A 21,247-nucleotide genomic window follows, 5' to 3' on the forward strand; every position below is an offset into this window, starting at 1 on the left:
GGGCCGCAGGCACAGGCAGTAAACTTGGGGTGGTCCTCATTCGCCTTTCGACTTTACCCAGCATACTGGGGATCGCTTGTTCGCGTTCGGCCAAAGAGAGAGACCGCGAACAAGCAATACATCATAAAGTCGAAACGCTCTAGTTAGTCCGCATTTCGGAACGGATTTGCTGGCGCAGCAAATCAATCGGAACTGTTTTGCCATCGCGGCGGAAGTGCCAATAGGTCCAACCGTTGCAGCTTGGTGCTTTTTCGCAGGCCGCACCCACTTGGTGGATAGACCCCTTGGCATCAGCACCGATCAATGTGCCATCGGCACGGACCTTGGCCTTGTGGCGACCGTTCATCGACCACAGTTCTTCACCGGGGCGCAGCATGCCACGTTCCACCACTTGACCGAACGGCACCCGCGGTTCCGCCCGTTTGGACTGCGTCACCTCAAGGGCCTCAGAGTCAAATTTACGGATTTTCGCCAAGCGCTTTTCTGCGACTGCACGATATTCAGCTTCGCGTTCAATGCCGATGTAATCACGACCTAGCATCTTAGCGACAGCGCCTGTTGTACCTGTGCCGAAGAAGGGATCAAGCACGACATCACCGGGGTTGGTGGTGCCTAGCAGCACACGGTGCAGCAGGCTCTCAGGCTTTTGTGTCGGGTGGGCTTTGTCGCCTTGGTCATTTTTCAATCGTTCATGTCCCGTGCAAATCGGAAGGACCCAGTCGCTGCGCATTTGGATGCCTTCGTTGAGCGCTTTTAGCGCTTCATAGTTAAAGGTTGGTTTCGACTTTTCGGCTTTGGACGCCCAGATCAGCGTCTCATGGGCATTGGTCAGCCGTTTGCCGCGAAAGTTCGGCATCGGGTTCGACTTTCGCCAGACGACATCATTGAGGATCCAGAACCCTTGATTCTGCAGTTCTGTGCCCATGCGGAACACGTTGTGATAAGATCCAATGACCCAGATCGCACCATCAGGTTTTAGGATGCGACGGGCGGCCTTAAGCCATGCGTGGGTGAAATCGTCATAGACCTTAAAGCTCTCAAACTGGTCCCAATCGTTATCGACAGCGTCGACCTTGGAATTGTCGGGGCGATGCAAGTCGCCCTTCAGTTGAAGGTTATAGGGCGGGTCCGCAAAAATAAGATCAACGCTACCTTCCGGCAGGCTGTTCATGACCTCAATACAGTCACCGTCAATAATACTATTCAGGGGTAAGTCAGCCTTAACGTCAGGCGCACTTTTCCCAGCTTTTTTCTTTGTCATTATCCGCCTCTGCCCCGGCGGTTGGTCCGCTCATTGGTTACCCCCAATGTGACTCAAAGGTGATTCGCAGTCAAAAGCTTTATTGAATCAAAGGGTTACAATTATTCTTGTCACAACATGTAGTGCACGGGTTTGAACGACCGTCTATGGTGTGGGGTCACCCCAAGACGGTGCAGCGCAGATATGTGGCTTTTCGACCCGTATCCGGCATTCGTGTCCCACCCGTACCCCGGATACTGTTGCGCCAACCCCACCATAATGCGGTCGCGACAGATTTTTGCCACAATTGAGGCCGCAGCAATCGACAAAGATCGCGCGTCGCCTTTGATGATTGTGGTCGCTGGAATGATCAGACCGCGCGGGATCATATTTCCATCAATCAAGGCATGATCAACGCGGCCCAATCCAGCAATCGCCCGTTCCATAGCAAGGTGGCTGGCACGCAGTATATTGATCTCGTCAATCTCTTCGACGGTTGCGTGCGCGATTGAGACCTCGGCGTTGGCAAAGATCAGCGGCTCCAACGCCTCGCGCTTTTTGCGGCTCAGCATTTTGCTGTCGTTTAGTCCGTCAGGGATGTTGGCTGGATCAAGGATCACGGCAGCGGCAGTCACTGGGCCCGCCAAAGGGCCACGCCCGACTTCGTCTACGCCCGCGATGCATATTGCACCGCGCGAAATCAAATCTTCTTCAAACGTGAAATCGGGGCCGGATGGGTCTGTTGCGTTCATGCAGCCCATGTCTCAAACCGAGGCACGGGCCGCAAGGCTTAGAGCCAGAAAGACCCGATTAGGCTGCGACCACGTGTGTAAAGGTCGGTCACCGGGGCCTTTTTGACCTTAGGCGCAACGGCGCGGCGTGGATTGTCGTTTTCGCGCTTGGCAGGCTGCGCGTCTAAAAATTTGGCGGTTAAACGGTCTTGGATCATGGCCTGTCCTTTCAGAACAATCGCTCCCATGGGCATTAGGTAAGGAAGGTTGACTGATTTGTTTAGAGGGCATTTGCGCAATCCCGCCATGCGCAGAACGCAAACAACATCTCGATCTGGCATGGGAAAGAGGCAGGGGGCCATGTCCTCCCCCCTGCCTCCGACCGAGCGACCACTTTGGGTAGTCGCCCTACTCCGCGCTGGCATTAATGCCGGTTGGTGCGAAATCCTGCGTTGCGCATGCAGCGTGCGCGATATCCCTGGCGGCGTTGGCCGTTCTCAGTGCGCACACGGACGTGGCACTCTTGCGGCAAACGATTTGTGAAATTGTAATTGTTGGTCAGGCATCGCTGGGTAAACATCCGCACTGAATTACCGCGGCGAGTGTCGATGCTGCGCAGGCACTCTGCGGGCAAGACACGCCAGTTGCGCGGTTGTGGGGTTGGTTCAACCACCGGAGCAGGTCTGTCGTTGTTATTGTCGCTGAGGTGAACGGCCGCGCCGATGAACAACAGCGCAAGGAAACCAGCAATCGCATCTTCTTCTGATATTTGCGCAGACGCAGTCGTCGGCGAAACAGCAGTTAACGCAAGCGTAAGAGACAGAACACCAGCGCTGAGGGTCTTGGTGATTGAGTGAGCAAACATCGTATGATCCTTTCAGGTAATGCTGGGCAGCTTGCCAGCGTAGTATGGACCAACGATGGGGTGGTGGGCGCATGTCGTTCAATAACGTCACAGTGTTAACTGGTTTCAACGGCTCAGCGCACGGCGGATATTGAATAACATGGCGCGCACAGGCATGTTTCAGACATGAAACGCATTATCCCTCTCACTCTGGCATTCTTGGTGATGTCGACTGCGGCGCAGGCCGCGTGTTTTGCTGACTATAAAGCCAAGCGTGACGATCCCCTTCGGCTGCACTACGGTGTAGCTGAGATCATGGGCGCGTGTTCGCTAGAAGGCGCGCTTGTCGAACTGACGCCGCGCCTTGCTGCTGACGATTGGCAATTATTGAACATATTAGGCGTCTTTGAAGACGACGGACTTGAGGAGAGACAGGCCAGTGCTGGAGAAAACTACCTCCGCTATTGAATCGCGCCAGACAGGCAACAAAGTTGTCGTCAGTGGGATTTCAGCGATCGTTGTCATATTGGCAACCGCAGCGATTTTGTTGTTCGTGAACCTGCCAGATGCCAACGCGTTTAATGCGCGGGTTGAACAGCTGTTCGTCGAAAACGCATCGCTGACCGGACAGGCCGAAATCAAACTTCTAGAGATACTGGCCCAATCAGGCACCGCGTTTTCCGCGACCTTGGACAGCTACCGCTTTGTCATTTTCGTGTTGCTGGTGTTCGCGACTGCGTTGTTGATTGCATCGGTGATGTTCCTTGTGATGCTGATCGCAATGAACCGCCGGATGGGAAAGATCGAACGCAAAGGGATCGAGGTGAATTCACTGTTGATCTCACGCGATCAAAACATGGTCTACCTCAACGATTTTGAATTCAAACTGACCGATGCCGCGATTGAAACATTGAGCGCGCTGGCTGAAGCACGGATGGACGACGAAGTTCTGTCGGGTGCCGAGATCGAAGGCGTCATATCCGGCAGACCATCGTCGGACTGCGAAGAGGCCGCCGGCGCCACGCGGATCAAACGATTGCGCGATACCTTGGGCAACCAGATGATATCGGAATTGTTAGTGCGCAACATCGCGCGGCGCGGCTACATGTTGGCGATTGATAAAGACGTCATTCGCATGGTGTGACGCCAATTTTCCTAGGTCGGAACCTTATCCGCGGATAAGGCTTTTGCAACTTAACTATTTGTTAATAAGTAGATTAATAGCATCGTACGAAAACCGCGTTGTGCCCCCCACCCTCATAGCTCTGCCCAGCATCTTTCGCGCAATGATAGCCCATGCGACGGCACATCCAAACTACGGCTGGACCACTTAGAGTTCGAGGCCTCATGGAATGACTGTTTGTCAAAAGAGTCGGCAGCTATGATGCCTGACAGTTCATCGGCTCAACCACCCGCTCTCCCTTAGGTTGAGGTGAACAGTTAGGCTTTGGAACATAAAAGTTCGCATAGAAGATGGTGACCCCGATTGGATTCGAACCAATAACCTGCCCCTTAGGAGGGGGCTGCTCTATCCAGTTGAGCCACGGGGCCACGCTGTGCCTGTTTGCCGTGGAATGGGCCACGTCGCAAGGGCTTGGACATCTTTGGCTAAGGGCAGTAACGTTTAATTAGATCATCGACAGGATATTCCCATTGCAGACCAGATCCAAACGTCCCCTTACGCTGCGAGATGTCTCTGAGGCCTCTGGCGTGAGCGAAATGACCGTTAGCCGTGTGCTTCGAAAAAAAGGCGACGTCAGCGCTGCGACCCGTGAAAAAGTTCAGGAGGCGGCACGCAGGCTGGGATATGTGCCCAACAAAATCGCCGGCGCTTTGGCGTCACAGAGAGTTAATCTGGTGGCTGTGATCATACCGTCTTTGGGCAATATGGTTTTCCCTGAAGTTTTGTCAGGCATCAGCGAAGAACTTGAAGGTACCGAATTGCAACCCGTCGTTGGTGTGACCGACTATCAGCCGGAAAAAGAGGAAAAAGTCCTGTTCGAGATGCTGTCGTGGCGCCCAAGCGGTGTGATCATCGCGGGTCTCGAACATTCAGACGCATCACGAGCGATGTTGAAGCAAGCCGGAATTCCTGTGGTTGAAATTATGGATACCGACGGTGAAGCTGTGGACACGTCCGTGGGTATTTCGCACCGTCGCGCGGGCCGCATTATGGCGGAAGAAATCCTGAAGGCGGGCTACAAACGTATCGGGTTCATGGGCACGAAAATGCCGCTCGATCACCGTGCACGCAAACGCTTTGAGGGGTTCACGCAGACCCTCGCCAAGGGCGGGGTAGAGATTGCAGACCAAGAGTTTTACTCCGGTGGGTCGGCGCTCGCCAAGGGGCGTGAAATGACGGCCGCGATGCTTCGGCGCACGCCTGATTTAGATTTTCTTTATTATTCCAATGACATGATCGGTGCTGGCGGGCTGCTTTACCTACATGAAAAGGGCGCCGATATTCCCGCAAAAATCGGTCTTGCCGGCTTCAATGGCGTTGAACTGTTGGACGGGTTGCCGCTGCAACTGGCCACAATGGATGCCTGCCGCCGTGAAATCGGCCAGACTGCGGCGCGCATCATCGCCGCACGCAATGCTGAAGGGGCCAGTGACGAGGGCCAAGTGGTTGAATTGTCGCCAACGCTGTCTTTCGGCGACACATTGCGCACGAATTAAGCCAATGGCAGGATCGGAGTCCTTAAGCGGAAGTTGGACGGGTCGCTTTGACTACGACAACATCGCCCTTGGAACGCCAGTGTCCTTTGACGCGGTACTGATCGAAACTGGCAGCACTTTGCGCGGTGAAGTTGTCGAACCCAACACCTTTCGCGCCGAAGCGACCGACACGCTGCTTGCGGTGCTGACGGGAACGCGCAAGGGATCGACTGTCAACGGCAGAGTAAAAGTGAGCCAAAGGTCAGCGCAAAATGTTGCCACTTTGGGGTTGGGACAATCAGCGTATAGACGAGCGCCAGCATCCGGGCAGCCGCGCTTGTCATATAGCTGGCGTTTGCCCGGATGCTTTGGCCCGTCAGGGCCAATCTATGCTGATTGAGGTTCAGGTTTTGGGCGTTGCCTGACGCGCCTTACTCTGACCAAGGCGGTAGCTTTCGCCATTCATCTCTAGGATGTTGACGTGGTGGGTCAGGCGGTCGAGGAGTGCGCCTGTCAGGCGTTCTGACCCAAATGTTTCTGTCCATTCGTCGAATGGCAGGTTGCTTGTGATTAGCGTGGATCCGCGCTCGTAGCGTTGGGAGATCAATTCAAACAGCAGCTCAGCGCCGGTTTTGCTCAGTGGCACAAAGCCCAACTCGTCGATGATCAGCAGCTTGTAACCCACCATCTGCTTTTGAAGCCGTAGCAGTCTGCGTTCGTCTCTGGCCTCCATCAGCTCATGGACGAGTGCGGCGGCGGTGACAAATCCAACGGACATGCCTTTCTGGCATGCTGATAGGCCAAGGCCCAAGGCGACATGGGTCTTGCCGGTGCCCGAGGGGCCAAGCGAGATGACATTCTCACGCCGTTCGATCCATTCGCAACGCGCCAACTCCAGCACCTGCATCTTGTTCAGGGCGGGGATCGCCTTGAAATCGAAGCTGTCCAGACTTTTAACGGCTGGGAACTTTGCGGCTTTGATCCTGCGCTCGATCATCCTGCGTTCCCGGTCAATCATCTCCAGTTCGATTAGACGTGCAAGGAATTGCACATGGTCCAGTCCCTCGGCTGCGGCTTGCTTGGCCAGTTTGCTGTATTCCCGCAGAACGGTCGGCAGCCGCAGCGATTTGAGGCGGTGGTCCAGAAGGATTTGGGGAGCTTCAGTCATGCTGATTGCCCCCGCATCAAGGACATGTAACTGGCTGCAGATGTTGTGCCGACATTGGCCTTGGGCAGATAGGGATAGACATCCAGATCCAGCTTGGGTGGCCGCTGCTCGACTTGGCAAAGCACAAGATGTTTGACGGCATCAAAGCCAATTGCGCCCATGCGCAGCGCGTTTTTGATGGCGATGTGCAGGTCCCCCATCTCGAAGGTCTCCAGCAGCCGCAAGACCTGTACATACTCACGCCGCCCCGCCTTGATCATTCGGGCTTCCATCAAGCGGCGCAGGGTCGCAAATTCGTCCGGCAAGTCCCAGCCCGCCAAAGGGGCGGCTTGATCCAATGCGCCCGCCTTCTGCTCCAGCAGGGGCAAGTAGTGGATCGGGTCAAAGACCATGTCTTCGCGGTCCCAGCACCTTGGGTGGCGGGAAATGACGTCGCCACCACAGCCAATCACAACCTGATCGACATAGCCGCGTAGCCAGACGTCACGATGGCTATAGGCAACCGGAACGGAATAATCGTTGGTTTTATAGCGCACCAATGCTTGCGAGTTCACTTGGCCGCTGGCCTGATCACAGGCATCGAACGGAGATGCTGGCAGATCCATCATGGCCTCAAGATCGCGGGCCAAGCGTTGCCCGATGCTGTCGCTATGCCCGCGCAAGACATCGTTCTGGCGCTTGCGGCATTGCTCTTCCAGCCAAAGATTGAATGCCTCCCACGTGGCAAAATGAGGGATGGGCACCATGAAGTTGCGCCGGGCATATCCGACCAGACCCTCAACGGCGCCTTTATCGTTGCCCTTGCCCGGGCGACCATAACGATCCTGGATGAAGTAATGCGACAGAAACCCGCTGAACAGTTTGGTCCGCTTGCGTGAACCGTCTGGCAGGATCTTCGCAACAAGGCACCGGTCGTTGTCGTAGAGAACCGACTGCGGCACCCGCCCGAAGAAGGCAAAGGCATGGACATGGCCATCAACCCAGGCCTCGGAGACCGCTGCAGGATAAGCACGCACAAAGCATGCGTCGCTGTAGGGCAGATCCAGTGCAAAGAAATGTGCCTTCTGCTCCACACCGCCGATCACGACCATCGCTTCGCCAAAATCCGCCTGAGCGTGGCCAGGCGCATGTGCCAGTGGGACAAACATCTCTCGATGGTGGCGGCCATGTTCCCGGACATAGTTCTTGACCGTGGTTTGCCCGCCTCGAAATTGATGCTCGTCCCGCAGACGTTCAAAAATGCGCTTGGCCGTGTGGCGTTGCTTACGGTTCCGGCTGAGATCGTCTTGCAGCCATTGATCAATGAAGCCGGTAAAGCCATCAAGCTTGGGCCGCTTGATCTTCGCAGTTCGTTGATATCCGGGCGGAACCGAAAAGCTCATCATCTTCTTCACGCTCGCGCGCGATATCCCAAAATGAACGGCTGCTGCTCGTTCGCTCATGCCACCTCGACGTGCGAGGCGGACCTTTCTGTAAAGTTCCACGCTGAAAATACCCCCGCCCTCCCTGAAAACAGAAAAGACTAAAGTGGCAAAGTTTTACTTTGCCTGCAGCAAGATAATCCTGCCACTTCCGTGGCTCACTTTTGCACTGCCGTTCTCAAGCGTCACAGTCACTAGGACATATATACATCTAGCCATAGGCAGTGCGTTTATGCAGGTCGCGCACATCGCCGCTGAACCGTTGCCGGTGGGTGTTCAGAACTTACCTGCCCACGCTTTCGGGACCGGTATCAGGTCGAAACTGCACGCATTCACAAATCAGGGATTTTGAGAAATGAGGCTGCAATTGACAGAGGGTCAAAAGTGCTCTTTTTTAGCGAATATCTTGGCTGCTGCACAGTGAAAATTAGCAACTTTTATTGTTGTAACTAAGTGGCCACCAAGTTTTGATTACCTGATTGACCTCACTGGCCATCCTAATACCGTCCATATAATACTTAGAGGGGTTAGCCGAACCATGATTAAACTACTTAAAACCGCAGCATTTTTGCTTTGCACGGCAGTCGCTACCCCCGCCATGGCGCAGGATTTTGACAAGGGTTTGGTTGCATACGAAGCGGGTGACTACGAAACGGCACTGCAAGAATGGCTGCCGCTGGCAGAGCAGGGTGATGCCAAAGCGCAGACCCAACTCGGCGACATGTACTTCATCGGCGACGGTATGATTCAGGATAATTCTGAGGCTGCGAACTGGTACAGGCTGGCAGCTGAACAGGGTCATGCCAACGCGCAGGCCTACCTCGGCTACATGTACTTCAGCGGCACCGGTGTGACGCAGGATTATGCTGAGGCGGCGAACTGGTACAGGCTGGCAGCAGAGCAGGGAATTGCCCCAGCGCAGACCCACCTCGGCAACATGTATAGCAACGGTGACGGTGTGATTAAGGATAATGCTGAGGCGGTGGACTGGTACCGCAATGCAGCAGAGCAGGGAAATGCTAACGCGCAATTCAATCTCAGCGTCATGTACTTGAGCGGCAGTGGTGTGATTCAGGACGACGTTATTTCACACATGTGGATGAACATCAGTGGTGCAAACGGGTTTGCCAGAGCCCCAGAGCACCGTGGTCAACTTGAACAATTTATGACTCGCGAACAGATAGCCGAAGCACAGTCACTCGCGCGGCGCTGCATGGAGTCAGAATATCAGGATTGCGGTTAAGGCGTTGGTGCGGCCCGTTCAATGACCTGCCCATCGAAGGGCAGGTTTACGGTTATGCCTTTGAGGCCGAGCGTAAAAAAACTGCGTTGCGGCAGAGCCACCTTGATGACGTGCTTCGGATGCTGCCGCCACCTGAAAGCATTTGTGGTCCTGCAATGAGGAAAAAGCCACGCCGCTGGTTGCCTTGGAACACAGGTAAATAACCATCCATTTGAATTGCGAACATGAGGTTAGACGAACAATGATTAAGCTACTTAGAACCGCCGCCTTTTTGCTTTGTATGGTAGTCGCTACCCCCCCCATGGCGCAGGATTTTGACAAGGGTCTTGCTGCGTACGACGCGGGTGACTTTGTGACTGCCCTAAAGGAATGGAGACCGCTGGCTGAACAGGGTGATGTTGATGCCCAATACAATTTTGGTCGTTTGTTTGACAATGGCGAAGGCGTTCTTCTGGATGATGAAGAAGCTGTGAGATGGTTCCGACTAGCTGCTGAACAGGGTCATGCAAGGGCCCAAAACACTCTTGGTGTGATGTACGACTATGGCGAAGGCGTTATCCAGGATGATGCAAAAGCTATAAGATGGTATCGACTGGCTGCTGAACAAGGTGATGCAAGGGCCCAAAGCAATCTTGGTGGGAGTTACAACAACGGCAACGGTGTGGTTCAGGATTATGCCGTAGCGGCGAACTGGTACCGTCTGGCTGCTGAACAGGGTCATGCCAACGCGCAGACCAATCTCGGCTTCATGTACGACAATGGCAACGGCGTGATGCAGGATTATTCTGAGGCCGCGAACTGGTACCGTCTGGCAGCTGAACAGGGGGAGGCCAACGCGCAGACCAATCTTGGCAACATGTACAACAACGGCAACGGTGTGGTTCAGGATTATGCTGAAGCGGCGAAATGGTACCGTCTGGCTGCTGAACAGGGTCATGCCAACGCGCAGACCAATCTCGGCTTCATGTACGACAATGGCAACGGCGTGATGCAGGATTATTCTGAGGCCGCGAACTGGTACCGTCTGGCAGCTGAACAGGGGGAGGCCAACGCGCAGACCAATCTTGGCAACATGTACAACAACGGCAACGGTGTGGTTCAGGATTATGCTGAAGCGGCGAAATGGTACCGTCTGGCAGCTGAACAGGGGGAGGCCAACGCGCAGACCAATCTCGGCTTCATGTACGACAATGGCAACGGCGTGATGCAGGATTATTCTGAGGCCGCGAACTGGTACCGTCTGGCAGCTGAACAGGGGGAGGCCAACGCGCAGACCAATCTTGGCAACATGTACAACAACGGCAACGGTGTGGTTCAGGATTATGCTGAAGCGGCGAAATGGTACCGTCTGGCTGCTGAACAGGGTCATGCCAACGCGCAGACCAATCTCGGCTTCATGTACGACAATGGCAACGGCGTGATGCAGGATTATTCTGAGGCCGCGAACTGGTACCGTCTGGCAGCTGAACAGGGGGAGGCCAACGCGCAGACCAATCTTGGCAACATGTACAACAACGGCAACGGTGTGGTTCAGGATTATGCTGAAGCGGCGAAATGGTACCGTCTGGCAGCTGAACAGGGGGAGGCCAACGCGCAGACCAATCTTGGCAACATGTACAACAACGGCAACGGTGTGGTTCAGGATTATGCTGAGGCGGCGAACTGGTAACGTCTGGCAGCTGAACAGGGTCATGCCAACGCGCAATTCAGACTCAGTGCCATGTACTTCACCGGTAACGGTGTGATTCAGGACGACGTTATGGTACACATGTGGATAAACATCAGTGGTGCAAACGGGTATGCCGGCGCCTCAGAGTTCCGCAGTATGGTTGAAAGTTACATGACGCGCGAACAGATAGCCGAAGCACAGTCACTCGCGCGGCGCTGCATGGAGTCAGAATATCAGGATTGCGGTTAAGGCGTTGGTGCGGCCCGTTCAATGACCTGCCCATCGAAGGGCAGGTTTACGGTTATGCCTTTGAGGCCAAGCGTAAAAAAACTGCGTTGCGGCAGAGCCACCTTGATGACGTGCTTCGGATGCTGCCGCCACCTGAAAGCATTGGTGGTCCTGCAATGAGGAAAAAGCCACGCCGCTGGTTGCCTTGGAACACAGGTAAATAACCATCCATTTGAATTGCGAACATGAGGTTAGACGAACAATGATTAAGCTACTTAGAGCCGTCGCATTTTTGCTTTGTACAGCAGTCGCTGCCCCCACCATGGCGCAAGATTATACCGAGGGACGGGAAGCATACCAAGCGGGTGATTATGAAACGGCACTGCAGGTTTTTTGGCCACTTGCTGAACAGGGTCATGCCCGCGCGCAGGTCCATCTCGGCCACTTGTACAAGAACGGCAACAGTGTGATTCAGAGTCATGCTGAGGCGGCGAAATGGTACCGGCTGGCTGCTGAACAGGGAGATGCCTTCGCGCAGACCCACCTCGGGCACTTATACAATAACCCCAACAGTGTGATTCGGGACGATGATGAGGCGGCGAAATGGCACCGTCTGGCTGCTGAACAGGGGAGTGCCTTTTCGCAGAACAATCTTGGCTACTTGTACGAACGCGGCAACGGTGTGATTCAGGACTTTGGTAGCGCCCATATGTGGTTCAACATCAGTAGTGCGAACGGGGATTCACGCGGCTCACGTAATCGTGGTGAGATTGAAGAACGCATGACCCGTGAACAGATAGTCGAAGCACAGTTACTCGCGCAGCGCTGCATGGCGTCAAACTATCAGGATTGCGGGTAAGGCAGCCAAGCCTCGCAGCTGGTGGCTTTGGAGTTCCTGTGAATAGCCACCCTTTTGAAATGCGAACATGAGGTTCGACGAACCATGATTAAAATTATAGCAAAATCAATCATAGCGCTTGCTGCCACGGCAATTTTGGCAAGCTGTGATGGTAGGGAGCTAGGCAATCAGAGTGCCTACCTTGTTCTTGAAGACGCACAAGGCGAGCGCAGGGAATTCCAGCTGATGGAAAATGTATCCCTAAAAACCTGCGCCATGGTCATAGAATATGAGGTCACCGAGACCGCCCAACATGGCTATTCGTTTTGGGTCAATTCTGACGGATATGGCGTTGGGAAAGATGGGGCAGATGTAATCAGATACGCTATCGTCGGGACGGTTTGTCGGAGTAGTTAATTTATCCAACTTGTGGCAATAAGCAGGTCGCGAACATTGACGATTAGCAGATGCAGGGGGGGGTGTTCAAAACTTACCCGCACTAGCTTTCGGGACCGGTATCAGGTCGAAACGGCACGCATTCACAAATCAAGGCATTCGGAGCATCAATGCGATGAGATGAACGGACAAACCTCAACTTGGCGAATTTTTAGTTTTAGGTGACAGGGGGGGGTGGTTCTATCTTTTGGTCGAGCAGTTCCAAACCGCACGCCTTAGATATTTCTTCGCGGGGTCAGTTCAACGAAGAAAAGTTCTAAGCGTCGAAGCTAAGGGGGGCTCAAAGGGGGATTAAGTTAGATGGTGAGCCGCTAATGCCCTGAAAAATATTAATAAATTGTGGTTGAGTGGTGCCGCTGATAGGACTCGAACCTACTACCCCATCATTACGAATGATGTGCTCTACCAGATGAGCTACAGCGGCTTACAGACCCTACTATGGCCCTACTAATTATTCACGTGTGCCTCGAACTCATTGGTTTTTCAAGTCATTCTCGCGGCGACCCGCTAATTACGAATGATGTGCTCTACCAGATGAGCTAGAGCGGCCACGGAGCAGTGTTTAGCACTGCAACATCTATTCGAAAAGTGCTATTTTATGTCATCGGTACTCGACACAATTGCACCATCATCCTCGACGATCTCTGCTTCCACGATCTCAACGTCCAGGGTGTCCGACGGGGATTCAACTTGCCCAACGATCAGCGGTAACATTTCAACACCTGCCGGCATCGCCACTTCGCCTTTTGGCGGTTCGCGCCAAGCCAGGGTATCAAAGCCGGAACAATTGACGCAGATCGGCGCCCAGACTGGATGGATATGTTGACAATTGTCGCAAATCCACTGTGGGCCGCGCGTGGCAGTGAGCGCTTTGGCGAGCCAACCACGCACAACCGCATCCGCCGATCCTTCACCGCGTTCAATTGCTGCCATGATTGTAAGACTGCGTGCCGTTGGGTCTTTTGCAACCAATTCCGTGATTGCACGGCGCGCTTCGGGGAAATCTTCCGCAGCAATGTTTAATTCTGCCAAGAGCATTCGTGTCTCAGGATGATTGGGATGCACCTTCGTCAAAGTACTGAAACGTTTGACACGTGCGGCGGGATCTTCATCCGGCGCAATCGCCGCAAATGCTGATGCAAGATCGGGGTGCGGCGCAACATCCCATGCCTTCTTGATAACCCGCGTTGCAGCGCGACTAGAATTCTTTGCAACGTGGGCTTGCGCTGCCATGACAGCTGCAGGCACCAGATCAGGGGACATGCGATTGGCCTCGATTGCCGCTTCCTGCGCCTCAAGCGTTGCACCCTCGGCGAACACGTCCTTTGCCTCAGATAGCGCCAAAACTGCATCGCGGCGGCGATGAACATTGCGCGGCAACTGTCCAGTCTTCAGCTTGGCGGTCAATGTTTCACGCGCGCCCTTCCAGTCAGATTTCTCAGCCTGAAGGCGCAACAATGTATCCTGTGTTTCAACGTGCTTTGGCTTAATCGCGAACGCTTTTTGTGCCAGCAGCAGTGCCGTGTCAGTGTCGCCGTCTTGCAGCTTTTGCTTCATGATTCCACGCACACCGACGAAACGGGTTTTGTCGTCTTCCAGCAATTTGCGATAGGTCAACTCCGCAGTCTTGCGGTCCCCTGCCAATTCAGCCGCTTGCGCGGTCAACAGGTTCGTCAATTCGGGACGTTCAAGGAATTTTTCAGCACGGTTCGCTTTTGCCATCGCCAGACGCCCTTCGCCTGACGCCAAAGCCATCATGCCCTCGGACAGTGCTTCATAACCTTTGCGCTCACGGTTGCGGGAAAAGTAGCGCGAAATCGCTGTCTCATCCCCGTTCAGGAACTTGAACGTCGCGATCGCAAGGCCGATTAATTTGAAAACCAGCCAAATAGAAGCGACCAGAACAATCAGCCCAATCACCATTTCAATGACCGAAAAACTTGCAGCCTGTCCGCCGATATCAATCGTCGCACTCCCCTCCATTTCGAGCAACATTATAGCGCCGAACGTTGCGGCCATAACAGCAGCGACGAAAACCAAAATCTTTACAAGGGACCAGAGCATTAGGGTGCAGCCTCAGTTTTAATTAAATGTTTCGGAAAGGGTCGCAATCGCGTCGAGAACATCTGCACGTTGGGTGGCACGTGCGGTCCAGTCAGTCATTTCAGCGCGGGCGACTTCTGGCAGCGCTTCGAGTTCTGCTAAGGCATCTACGACACGGCCTTCTTTGATGGCCGCCTCTGCGCGCGACAAGACGGCGTCAGGGCCTTCGCCCTCTTGTGGGGCAGTAGATCGCACATCGAACTGGCTACGCAAGAACCCGCCAATCCCACTTGCATCATCAGAAACGCCTTCAGCACGTGCAGTTGCAAGTGCGAATCGTGCAGCAATTGGAAAGTCCTGTGTTAGCTGCGCAGTTGTCGCGACACCGTTTGCGGCTGCATCCGTCAGGGCAACTGGCAGATCAGTCGCGCCGAAATCAGACAGTGCATCAACGAACGGCGCGCCGGTTTCAACAGCCGTTGCAACACGGTTCAACGCGGCGCGCATGGATGCGGCCTGTGCGGTTGCGATAGCTTCTTGTTCGAGCTGGGCAGCCTCTTCACGGGCTGCGGCCAGATCTGACTCGGCCCGCGCGGCCACAGACATTACGTTTTCTTGCTGGGCGGTCAGTTCCGCCCGAAGCTGGTCAAGTTCACGCCGATAGGCAGCAAGTGCAGTGTCGGACAACGTACCATCAGCATCGGGGGCTTTCTCAACCACTGCCAAGCGGTCGTCAAAATCTGTAACTTGCGTGCTCAACCGGTCAGACAATTCATCAAGTTGCGCCGCTGTCTGATCGGACAAATCCAAAATCTGCGCGTCGAGGCTTGCTAAATCAGGGGCTGGAATATTCGCGATCTGCATTACAAGCGCTGCAATCTGATCCGCTTGCTCGGCCAATTGAACGCTAACGCCACTCGTTCCATCATTAGGGGGGTAGAACGTCGCGATCCCATAGCCGATTGCGCCCGCGACAACACCACCAATCAAAAGCGGGATAAAGCCGCCGGATGATCTGCTCTCGTGTTGGGTCGGGGGCAGAATTGACCCGTCCATGTCCGGTGCTTCAGTCGGCTCAATGTCCGGTTCTTCTGCGGGCTCAGGAATGGCGTCGTCGACACCCCCAACGTCCAAAGCATCATCAGGCGCAACTCCCAAATCAAGGCCACGTTCGTCTTTGGGTGTATCGTGGTCATCTTCAGCAATATCGGTGACGGTCATATTTTCGACTGGTTCGTCAATCGTGACTTCTTCAGGATCTGTCTCAGTCGTCCCTTCCGCAGAACTCTCAGGCAGCTCAACGGCGTCAGTGACCGACGCGTCAATCTTGGATTCTCCCGCTTTGCGCTTGGTCGTCTTGGCCACGTTTACACCCTACTTGCTTCGCCCCGAGCGTCATCGCTCACCACGACACTGTATCGCGGTGGTTGCAGACCCTCAAGCAATCAAACGCGCCGTCGCTTGCGCCATTGCGTGAACGTTAGGAGCGGGCGACACCACAACATTTAGCGGCAACAGAGTTGCAGATGCATCGGCCACCACGTCACTTATAGCGACGACAGTGCAGCCTTCAAAATTTAGCGGCCATGTTTCTAGAATCGATACTGTTTCTGCGGAAAACAATGGAAAAATGATATTCTGGCTAACCGAGAGCGCATCGCGAATTGGTTGAGATGGGCCTTTCGCCGCTTTGCGATACGCGACCACTTCATGGCACTTCAAACCCGCATCGTTCAGTCTTTTGGCAATGCCACCACGCGAGATTTCGCCCCGTATATGAAGTAACGCGACATCGCGTCGCTGCCTTAGAATCAGCGTCACCAAATCATCAGCAGACCCATCTGCGCTCATGGCAGCGTAACCCGCACCCTTTGCAGCAGTTGCCGTTGCATCACCGACACAAAATGCCGACCGCCCATCGCCGCGTGGCGCTTGCGCGACGCCCGCTCGGGAGGTGAAAATTGCGGTGTCGAAGTCCGGTATTTCAGCAGAAAGTGTCTCATTTTCAAAAGCGGGGCTGATAATCACGCTGAACGGGCCCGATATCGTGCGAAGAACGTCAATGAATCGCTGCGCGTCGGCCTTTGGTCTGGTCACTATAACGATTGGATTGTCGAAGCGCGGCATATCAACATCCCCCAGATCATCGCCAGACCATTGTGGCGATTGCGGCCAAGTGTTACCTGCGAATATTCCAGACGCAAGCAGTCGAGCCCCCTTATCATGTCGGCACCCCTCACCATTCTTGGTATCGAAAGCAGCTGCGATGATACAGCAGCCGCTGTCGTGCGCGGTGTCGCAGGCACTGCCACGATCCTTTCCAATGTTATTTTTGGTCAAACCGAAGCACATGCTGATTTTGGCGGCGTTGTGCCCGAAATCGCTGCACGGGCCCATGCGGAAAAAATTGATCATGCGATCGAAGACGCCTTGGCGGTAGCGAACGTCAGCCTTTCGCAGATTGACGCCATCGCGGTCACCGCTGGGCCCGGCTTGATTGGCGGTGTGCTGTCAGGTGTGATGTGCGCCAAAGGGCTGAGCGCTGCGACCGGTCTGCCGCTAATTGGAGTGAATCATCTGGCCGGTCACGCGTTGACGCCGCAACTGACTGACGGCATCGCGTTTCCCTATCTGATGTTGCTGGTTTCTGGCGGACATTGCCAATTTTTGTTGGTGCAAGACCACGACAAATATACCCGACTTGGCGGAACAATCGACGACGCGCCCGGCGAAGCGTTCGACAAAACTGCACGTATTCTCGGCCTTCCGCAACCGGGTGGACCCGCTGTTGAACACGCCGCGAAAAATGGTGAGCCGCACGCATTCGCCTTGCCGCGCCCGCTTCTGGGCCGTGACGATTGCAACATGTCGTTCTCCGGCTTGAAGACAGCCGTTCTGCGTGCGCGCGATGATGTGATTACAAAGAACGGTGGCCTCCCCTTGGCAGCTCGCGCTGACCTCTGCGCCAGTTTTCAAGCGGCTGTCACCGACGTCTTGGTAGGTAAATCACGCAAGGCTTTGATGGCAGCGCGCGCCATTTCACCCGATGTTAATACGATTGCGGTTGCCGGTGGTGTCGCGGCGAATGGTGCAATTCGCCACGCTCTGAAAGAGCTTTGCGCCGAAACAGAGACTGTTTTTGTCGCGCCACCTCTCGCTCTTTGCACTGATAATGCAGCAATGATTGCTTATGCGGGATTGCTGCGCTTAACTGCTGGCATGACCGATGATTTGACCCTTTCTGCCCGACCGCGATGGCCACTGGATCAAACCAGTCCAACTTTATTGGGCAGCGGCAAGAAGGGCCCTAAGGCATGAAGATCGCAATCGCGGGGGCTGGCGCGTTCGGTACCGGGCTCTCGATTTCATTGGCTTCCAATGGGCAGGTAACTCTTTGGGCCCGCGATTCAGATGCGGCCTTGGCGATGGCAGCGTCGCGCGAAAATACCGCCCGTCTGCCTAACCATAAAATTCCGGGTAATGTTCTCATAACCTCTGATCTTGAACATATCTTCGCCGCCGACACGATCCTGCTGGCGATTCCAGCGCAAAAGCTTGGGGATTGGCTGGAAGAAAACGCCCGATATCTGGCAGGCAAACGGTTGATCGCCTGCTGTAAGGGCATCGATCAGGCCTCTTTGCGCGGCCCTGTCGCGCAAATTGAGGCATATGTGCCTGATGCGATCGGTGCGATGCTCACTGGGCCAAGTTTTGCCACTGACATCGCCAAAAATCTGCCCACAGCCTTAACGCTAGCCTGCAAAAACATCGACGAAGGTGCCTATCTACAGGCCTGTCTTTCGACCCCAACACTAAGGCTTTACCTTAGTCATGACGTTATCGGCGCTGAACTCGGCGGTGCTCTCAAGAATGTAATTGCGATTGCGTCTGGTGTTTGTATGGGCGCCAATTTTGGCGAAAGCGCACGTGCGGCTATAATCACACGAGGGTTGGCAGAAATGCAGCGCATTGGCCGCGCGCTTGGTGCCGAGCCTGAAACACTGACGGGGCTGTCCGGCTTTGGCGATTTGGCGCTGACCTGTACGTCGGATGCATCACGTAACTACCGCTTTGGGCTGGCCATCGGGGCCGAAAAGGATTTTGATCCGAACACCACGATTGAGGGTGCAGCTACCGCAATTTCGGTCACTAACCTTGCAAAAAAGCACGGTTTGGACCTCCCGATCTGCCGAGTTGTCGCTGATCTATCATCTGGTAAAATCGACCCGGAGACCGCACTGGTCACCCTTCTCTCCCGCCCTCTTCGAAAGGAATAAACATGCGCGTTGCTCTCATCACTCGGGATAATCCTGACTCCTTACAAATCCGTCTTGATAATCGCGATGCTCACTTGGCCTATATTGCTGAGACAGGTGTTGTCGAAATGGCCGGGCCGTTTCTGGACCTGAACGGCCAAATGTGTGGATCAATGATCATCATGAATGTCGATTCTATCGCGGCGGCGCAGACTTGGGCCGCCAATGATCCATATGAGAAGGCCGGACTGTTCAAGCATGTCAGCATCCAAGAGTGGAAGAAGGTCATTGGCTGATGCAGTACTGGCTGTTCAAGTCCGAACCGTCCACGTGGGGCTGGGGTGACCAAGTTGCCAGAGGGGACGCGGGCGAAGAATGGGACGGCGTGCGAAATTACCAAGCTCGCAATTTTATGCGTAACATGGCGCGCGGTGATCTCGGCTTCTTCTATCATTCCCAAAAAGAGAAGGCCGTTGTTGGCATCGTTGAAGTCTGCGCACCAGCGCATCCCGACAGCACCACCGATGATGATCGATGGGCGTGTGTGGACATCAAGGCAGTACGCCCATTTGCAAAACCCGTAAAGCTGGAGCAGATCAAGACGCACGAACGGCTGGGCGAAATGGTCCTTGTCAAGAATTCACGGCTGTCCGTTCAACCTGTTTCAAAAGATGAATGGCTGGCCATCTGTGCGCTTGGCGGAACGAAGCCCTAGCCCCCCGTTCCTCCCTAGACTACGGCCCAGCTATATATAAACAGGAGAACATGATGAATTTTCTAGCAGTAGTCGTGGCCGCATTTGCGGGTTTTGCGTTCGGAGCAGTCTGGTATACTCCTGCGTCTGAATTGACCTGACGATTTTGGGCCTGCGATTCACTTCGTCGCATGGCCAAAGGCGGTTCAGTCTGTATTTTGAGTTTATGAGCAAGCAATACAAAACAGTCTCCTTATCCGACGAGCAGCGCATAGCACTTGAAGCGCTTTGCCGCCGCCGCAAAGTTGACGCCCTTGTTTGGAAACGGGCGCGCGCGTTTCTTCTTTTGGACGCAGGAGAAGACGCCGGAACGGTTTGCCGGATTTTGGATATTGGCCCGACAGTTTTGACGGAGTGGCGATTTGCCTTTGCCGGTGCGGGACTATCGTTTTTCGGTCTGAAGGACTACAGCCAGCGTCAGGGTCATTTGTCCGTCGTGCAAGAGCAGGCGGTGAGAGCCCATTTCACCGCGCAGCCTGCCCGCAATGCCGATGAGGTCTGTGCCTATGTTCTAGCCGAGTGCGACCAAAACTACAGCACGTCGGGAGCCGCCAAGCTGATGCGCCGCCTGGGGTTCGCGTATAAGAAACCACAATTGCTGCCTGCACAGGCCGATGAAGCCAAGCAGGCTGCGTTTATTGCCAAATATGAGGCCCTGATGAACGGGTTGGCCGCAGATGAGATGGTTGTCTTTTCGGACGCTGTCCACCCCGAACACCAGAGCCGCCCCGCCCATGGTTGGTTCCCCAAGGGACAAAAGACGGCCCTGAAGGCGACATCAGGGCGCAAGCGGCTCAACATTCAGGGCGCGCTTGACCTTGAGACTTTCCAGTTCACCTTTGTGGAAGGCGAGAAGATCAATGCCCAGACAACCCGACAGATGCTGGAAAAGTTGGAACGCAACAACCAAACCAAGACGGCCATCCACGTCTTTGTCGACAATGCCCGCTATCATCATGCCAAGATACTACAGCCATGGCTGGACAGCCCAGAACGTCGGGTGAAGTTGCATTTCTTGCCAGCATATGCCCCGCACCTCAACCCGATCGAGCGTCTTTGGGGTGTTATGCACAAATGGGTCACCCACAATCGGCACTATGCAACGTTCAACCAATTCACAGAGGCCATTTTCGACTTCTTCCGCAAAACCCTGCCAGAAAAATGGCCAGAGTTCCGCGACACCGTCACCGACAACTTCCGCGTCATATCGCTCAAGGAATACAAAGTGATTTGAGGGGAAAACCTCAGGTCAATTCAGGCGCGGGAGTATACATGACATTGTCGAAGCAGTGGATGGAAGCTGCTCGCATCAAAGCTGATGCGAATGGACGACCGGAAGGCGACAAAATGGCTTCCTACATCATGGCACTCGTTGCAATGATCCTTGTATCGGGCATGATGCGGCACACATTTGCGCTTTCGGGCATCGAAACGTTCGGCCAAGGTCTGGTTTCTGGCTTTGGCATCGGGCTGTTTTTCATTAGTCCATGAATCATGATCAACAACGGCTACACAAGCCGACCGTTCAAGCTCACATTGATTGATAGCGGTTATGCGACGTTTGGTTGCGCCATCATTGGCGCAATCCTCACATTGTTTTAGATGTCTGAAAAAATGAAAGGGTCCAAGCACCCCGCCCAGACCCTTTCTCTCACCAACGCGCACTCCTAAAAGCCACCACACGTATCACTGAAACTG

23 protein-coding genes and 2 tRNA genes are annotated in these 21,247 nt (G+C 54.5%); 14 read left to right on the forward strand and 11 right to left on the reverse strand.

Translation table 11 applies throughout. The features are described from left to right. Positions 1 to 139 precede the first annotated feature (139 nt). The 4 genes from OA238_RS22825 to OA238_RS22840 all read right to left on the reverse strand — a co-directional run bounded on the left by OA238_RS22825 (position 140) and on the right by OA238_RS22840 (position 2,836). Positions 140 to 1,261, reverse strand: coding sequence for a site-specific DNA-methyltransferase (locus OA238_RS22825; RefSeq protein ID WP_015497042.1), 1,122 nt, complete (start codon positions 1,259 to 1,261; stop codon positions 140 to 142). Between the two features lie 110 nt (positions 1,262 to 1,371). Then, the gene (locus OA238_RS22830; protein ID WP_015497043.1) at positions 1,372 to 2,001 is read right to left on the reverse strand and encodes a ribonuclease HII; all 630 of its coding nucleotides are present in this window, start codon (positions 1,999 to 2,001) and stop codon (positions 1,372 to 1,374) included. Between the two features lie 29 nt (positions 2,002 to 2,030). Further along, a complete protein-coding gene (locus OA238_RS33100) occupies positions 2,031 to 2,189 on the reverse strand; it encodes a hypothetical protein (protein WP_187293099.1) in 159 nt (52 codons plus the stop codon). Positions 2,190 to 2,395: 206 nt separating this feature from the next. Continuing rightward, positions 2,396 to 2,836: a hypothetical protein gene (locus tag OA238_RS22840; protein WP_015497044.1), complete on the reverse strand. Its 441-nt coding sequence runs from the start codon at positions 2,834 to 2,836 to the stop codon at positions 2,396 to 2,398. 165 nt (positions 2,837 to 3,001) lie between these two features. Here OA238_RS22840 and OA238_RS22845 point away from each other — a divergent pair, with 165 nt between their 5' ends. Then, positions 3,002 to 3,283, forward strand: coding sequence for a hypothetical protein (locus OA238_RS22845; RefSeq protein ID WP_015497045.1), 282 nt, complete (start codon positions 3,002 to 3,004; stop codon positions 3,281 to 3,283). Then, the gene (locus OA238_RS22850) at positions 3,255 to 3,959 is read left to right on the forward strand and encodes a winged helix-turn-helix domain-containing protein (RefSeq protein WP_015497046.1); all 705 of its coding nucleotides are present in this window, start codon (positions 3,255 to 3,257) and stop codon (positions 3,957 to 3,959) included. Before OA238_RS22845 ends, OA238_RS22850 begins: the two co-directional genes overlap by 29 nt. Positions 3,960 to 4,289: 330 nt before the next feature. On the opposite strand, the gene OA238_RS22855 is transcribed toward OA238_RS22850, so the two are convergent. Continuing rightward, positions 4,290 to 4,366, reverse strand: a tRNA-Arg gene (locus tag OA238_RS22855). A 102-nt stretch (positions 4,367 to 4,468) separates the two neighbouring features. Here OA238_RS22855 and OA238_RS22860 point away from each other — a divergent pair. Together OA238_RS22860 and OA238_RS22865 are read left to right on the forward strand one after the other, a co-directional pair. Then, positions 4,469 to 5,494, forward strand: a complete 1,026-nt coding sequence (locus tag OA238_RS22860) for a LacI family DNA-binding transcriptional regulator (RefSeq protein ID WP_015497047.1) — start codon at positions 4,469 to 4,471, stop codon at positions 5,492 to 5,494. A 4-nt stretch (positions 5,495 to 5,498) separates the two neighbouring features. Next, positions 5,499 to 5,873, forward strand: coding sequence for a hypothetical protein (locus OA238_RS22865; RefSeq protein ID WP_044037439.1), 375 nt, complete (start codon positions 5,499 to 5,501; stop codon positions 5,871 to 5,873). Between the two features lie 3 nt (positions 5,874 to 5,876). Here the strand turns inward: OA238_RS22865 and istB are convergent, their stop codons facing one another. Next, the gene (gene istB, locus OA238_RS22870; RefSeq protein ID WP_015494275.1) at positions 5,877 to 6,641 is read right to left on the reverse strand and encodes an IS21-like element helper ATPase IstB; all 765 of its coding nucleotides are present in this window, start codon (positions 6,639 to 6,641) and stop codon (positions 5,877 to 5,879) included. After that, the gene (gene istA, locus OA238_RS22875) at positions 6,638 to 8,125 is read right to left on the reverse strand and encodes an IS21 family transposase (protein WP_044036328.1); all 1,488 of its coding nucleotides are present in this window, start codon (positions 8,123 to 8,125) and stop codon (positions 6,638 to 6,640) included. Before istA ends, istB begins: the two co-directional genes overlap by 4 nt. 475 nt (positions 8,126 to 8,600) lie before the next feature. Here istA and OA238_RS22885 point away from each other — a divergent pair, with 475 nt between their 5' ends. From OA238_RS22885 to OA238_RS22910, 4 genes are all read left to right on the forward strand, one after another. Further along, positions 8,601 to 9,305, forward strand: coding sequence for a tetratricopeptide repeat protein (locus OA238_RS22885; protein ID WP_015497048.1), 705 nt, complete (start codon positions 8,601 to 8,603; stop codon positions 9,303 to 9,305). A gap of 301 nt (positions 9,306 to 9,606) precedes the next feature. Continuing rightward, a complete protein-coding gene (locus tag OA238_RS34165; RefSeq protein WP_187293100.1) occupies positions 9,607 to 10,974 on the forward strand; it encodes a tetratricopeptide repeat protein in 1,368 nt (455 codons plus the stop codon). Positions 10,975 to 11,464: 490 nt separating this feature from the next. Next, positions 11,465 to 12,061 carry a tetratricopeptide repeat protein gene (locus tag OA238_RS22905; RefSeq protein WP_015497050.1) on the forward strand — a complete coding sequence of 199 codons (597 nt, stop codon included), beginning with the start codon at positions 11,465 to 11,467 and terminating at the stop codon, positions 12,059 to 12,061. A gap of 84 nt (positions 12,062 to 12,145) precedes the next feature. Next, positions 12,146 to 12,457, forward strand: a complete 312-nt coding sequence (locus tag OA238_RS22910) for a hypothetical protein (protein ID WP_044037447.1) — start codon at positions 12,146 to 12,148, stop codon at positions 12,455 to 12,457. Positions 12,458 to 12,844: 387 nt separating this feature from the next. Here the strand turns inward: OA238_RS22910 and OA238_RS22915 are convergent. From OA238_RS22915 to OA238_RS22930, 4 genes are all read right to left on the reverse strand, one after another. Further along, positions 12,845 to 12,920, reverse strand: a tRNA-Thr gene (locus tag OA238_RS22915). A gap of 167 nt (positions 12,921 to 13,087) precedes the next feature. Next, complete coding sequence (locus OA238_RS22920) at positions 13,088 to 14,560, reverse strand: heme biosynthesis protein HemY (RefSeq protein ID WP_015497051.1); 1,473 nt, start codon at positions 14,558 to 14,560, stop codon at positions 13,088 to 13,090. 18 nt (positions 14,561 to 14,578) lie between these two features. Continuing rightward, complete coding sequence (locus tag OA238_RS22925) at positions 14,579 to 15,904, reverse strand: COG4223 family protein (protein WP_015497052.1); 1,326 nt, start codon at positions 15,902 to 15,904, stop codon at positions 14,579 to 14,581. Between the two features lie 72 nt (positions 15,905 to 15,976). Beyond that, positions 15,977 to 16,666 (reverse strand): uroporphyrinogen-III synthase, encoded by a 690-nt coding sequence (locus tag OA238_RS22930; RefSeq protein WP_015497053.1) that lies wholly within the window; start codon positions 16,664 to 16,666, stop codon positions 15,977 to 15,979. Positions 16,667 to 16,762: 96 nt separating this feature from the next. On the opposite strand from OA238_RS22930, the gene tsaD reads away from it, so the two are divergent. From tsaD to OA238_RS34175, 6 genes are all read left to right on the forward strand, one after another. Continuing rightward, on the forward strand, positions 16,763 to 17,857 hold the full coding sequence (gene tsaD, locus OA238_RS22935) for a tRNA (adenosine(37)-N6)-threonylcarbamoyltransferase complex transferase subunit TsaD (RefSeq protein ID WP_015497054.1): 1,095 nt from the start codon (positions 16,763 to 16,765) through the stop codon (positions 17,855 to 17,857). Next, entirely contained in the window at positions 17,854 to 18,816 is a 963-nt protein-coding gene (locus OA238_RS22940; protein ID WP_015497055.1) for an NAD(P)H-dependent glycerol-3-phosphate dehydrogenase, read from the forward strand. Before tsaD ends, OA238_RS22940 begins: the two co-directional genes overlap by 4 nt. A gap of 2 nt (positions 18,817 to 18,818) precedes the next feature. Further along, the gene (locus OA238_RS22945; RefSeq protein ID WP_044037449.1) at positions 18,819 to 19,091 is read left to right on the forward strand and encodes a YciI family protein; all 273 of its coding nucleotides are present in this window, start codon (positions 18,819 to 18,821) and stop codon (positions 19,089 to 19,091) included. Beyond that, positions 19,091 to 19,510: an EVE domain-containing protein gene (locus OA238_RS22950; protein WP_015497056.1), complete on the forward strand. Its 420-nt coding sequence runs from the start codon at positions 19,091 to 19,093 to the stop codon at positions 19,508 to 19,510. Before OA238_RS22945 ends, OA238_RS22950 begins: the two co-directional genes overlap by 1 nt. A 205-nt stretch (positions 19,511 to 19,715) precedes the next feature. Continuing rightward, the gene (locus tag OA238_RS22955; RefSeq protein ID WP_015493922.1) at positions 19,716 to 20,783 is read left to right on the forward strand and encodes an IS630 family transposase; all 1,068 of its coding nucleotides are present in this window, start codon (positions 19,716 to 19,718) and stop codon (positions 20,781 to 20,783) included. Further along, positions 20,711 to 21,040, forward strand: coding sequence for a DUF1761 family protein (locus tag OA238_RS34175; RefSeq protein ID WP_275450478.1), 330 nt, complete (start codon positions 20,711 to 20,713; stop codon positions 21,038 to 21,040). The genes OA238_RS22955 and OA238_RS34175 overlap by 73 nt, the downstream gene beginning before the upstream one ends. The last annotated feature ends 207 nt before the right edge of the window (positions 21,041 to 21,247 follow it).

The organism is Octadecabacter arcticus 238 (assembly GCF_000155735.2).
Classification (GTDB): domain Bacteria; phylum Pseudomonadota; class Alphaproteobacteria; order Rhodobacterales; family Rhodobacteraceae; genus Octadecabacter; species Octadecabacter arcticus.

What these genes read in the sequence shown, in the direction of transcription:
- OA238_RS22825 (WP_015497042.1), bottom strand. Translation starts at nt 1,261, where the DNA reads ATGACAAAGAAAAAAGCTGGGAAAAGTGCGCCTGACGTTAAGGCTGAC.
- OA238_RS22830 (WP_015497043.1), bottom strand. Translation starts at nt 2,001, where the DNA reads ATGGGCTGCATGAACGCAACAGACCCATCCGGCCCCGATTTCACGTTT.
- OA238_RS33100 (WP_187293099.1), bottom strand. Translation starts at nt 2,189, where the DNA reads ATGATCCAAGACCGTTTAACCGCCAAATTTTTAGACGCGCAGCCTGCC.
- OA238_RS22840 (WP_015497044.1), bottom strand. Translation starts at nt 2,836, where the DNA reads ATGTTTGCTCACTCAATCACCAAGACCCTCAGCGCTGGTGTTCTGTCT.
- OA238_RS22845 (WP_015497045.1), top strand. Translation starts at nt 3,002, where the DNA reads ATGAAACGCATTATCCCTCTCACTCTGGCATTCTTGGTGATGTCGACT.
- OA238_RS22865 (WP_044037439.1), top strand. Translation starts at nt 5,499, where the DNA reads ATGGCAGGATCGGAGTCCTTAAGCGGAAGTTGGACGGGTCGCTTTGAC.
- istB (WP_015494275.1), bottom strand. Translation starts at nt 6,641, where the DNA reads ATGACTGAAGCTCCCCAAATCCTTCTGGACCACCGCCTCAAATCGCTG.
- OA238_RS22885 (WP_015497048.1), top strand. Translation starts at nt 8,601, where the DNA reads ATGATTAAACTACTTAAAACCGCAGCATTTTTGCTTTGCACGGCAGTC.
- OA238_RS34165 (WP_187293100.1), top strand. Translation starts at nt 9,607, where the DNA reads ATGGCGCAGGATTTTGACAAGGGTCTTGCTGCGTACGACGCGGGTGAC.
- OA238_RS22905 (WP_015497050.1), top strand. Translation starts at nt 11,465, where the DNA reads ATGATTAAGCTACTTAGAGCCGTCGCATTTTTGCTTTGTACAGCAGTC.
- OA238_RS22910 (WP_044037447.1), top strand. Translation starts at nt 12,146, where the DNA reads ATGATTAAAATTATAGCAAAATCAATCATAGCGCTTGCTGCCACGGCA.
- OA238_RS22920 (WP_015497051.1), bottom strand. Translation starts at nt 14,560, where the DNA reads ATGCTCTGGTCCCTTGTAAAGATTTTGGTTTTCGTCGCTGCTGTTATG.
- OA238_RS22930 (WP_015497053.1), bottom strand. Translation starts at nt 16,666, where the DNA reads ATGCCGCGCTTCGACAATCCAATCGTTATAGTGACCAGACCAAAGGCC.
- tsaD (WP_015497054.1), top strand. Translation starts at nt 16,763, where the DNA reads ATGTCGGCACCCCTCACCATTCTTGGTATCGAAAGCAGCTGCGATGAT.
- OA238_RS22940 (WP_015497055.1), top strand. Translation starts at nt 17,854, where the DNA reads ATGAAGATCGCAATCGCGGGGGCTGGCGCGTTCGGTACCGGGCTCTCG.
- OA238_RS22945 (WP_044037449.1), top strand. Translation starts at nt 18,819, where the DNA reads ATGCGCGTTGCTCTCATCACTCGGGATAATCCTGACTCCTTACAAATC.
- OA238_RS22950 (WP_015497056.1), top strand. Translation starts at nt 19,091, where the DNA reads ATGCAGTACTGGCTGTTCAAGTCCGAACCGTCCACGTGGGGCTGGGGT.
- OA238_RS22955 (WP_015493922.1), top strand. Translation starts at nt 19,716, where the DNA reads ATGAGCAAGCAATACAAAACAGTCTCCTTATCCGACGAGCAGCGCATA.
- OA238_RS34175 (WP_275450478.1), top strand. Translation starts at nt 20,711, where the DNA reads ATGGCCAGAGTTCCGCGACACCGTCACCGACAACTTCCGCGTCATATC.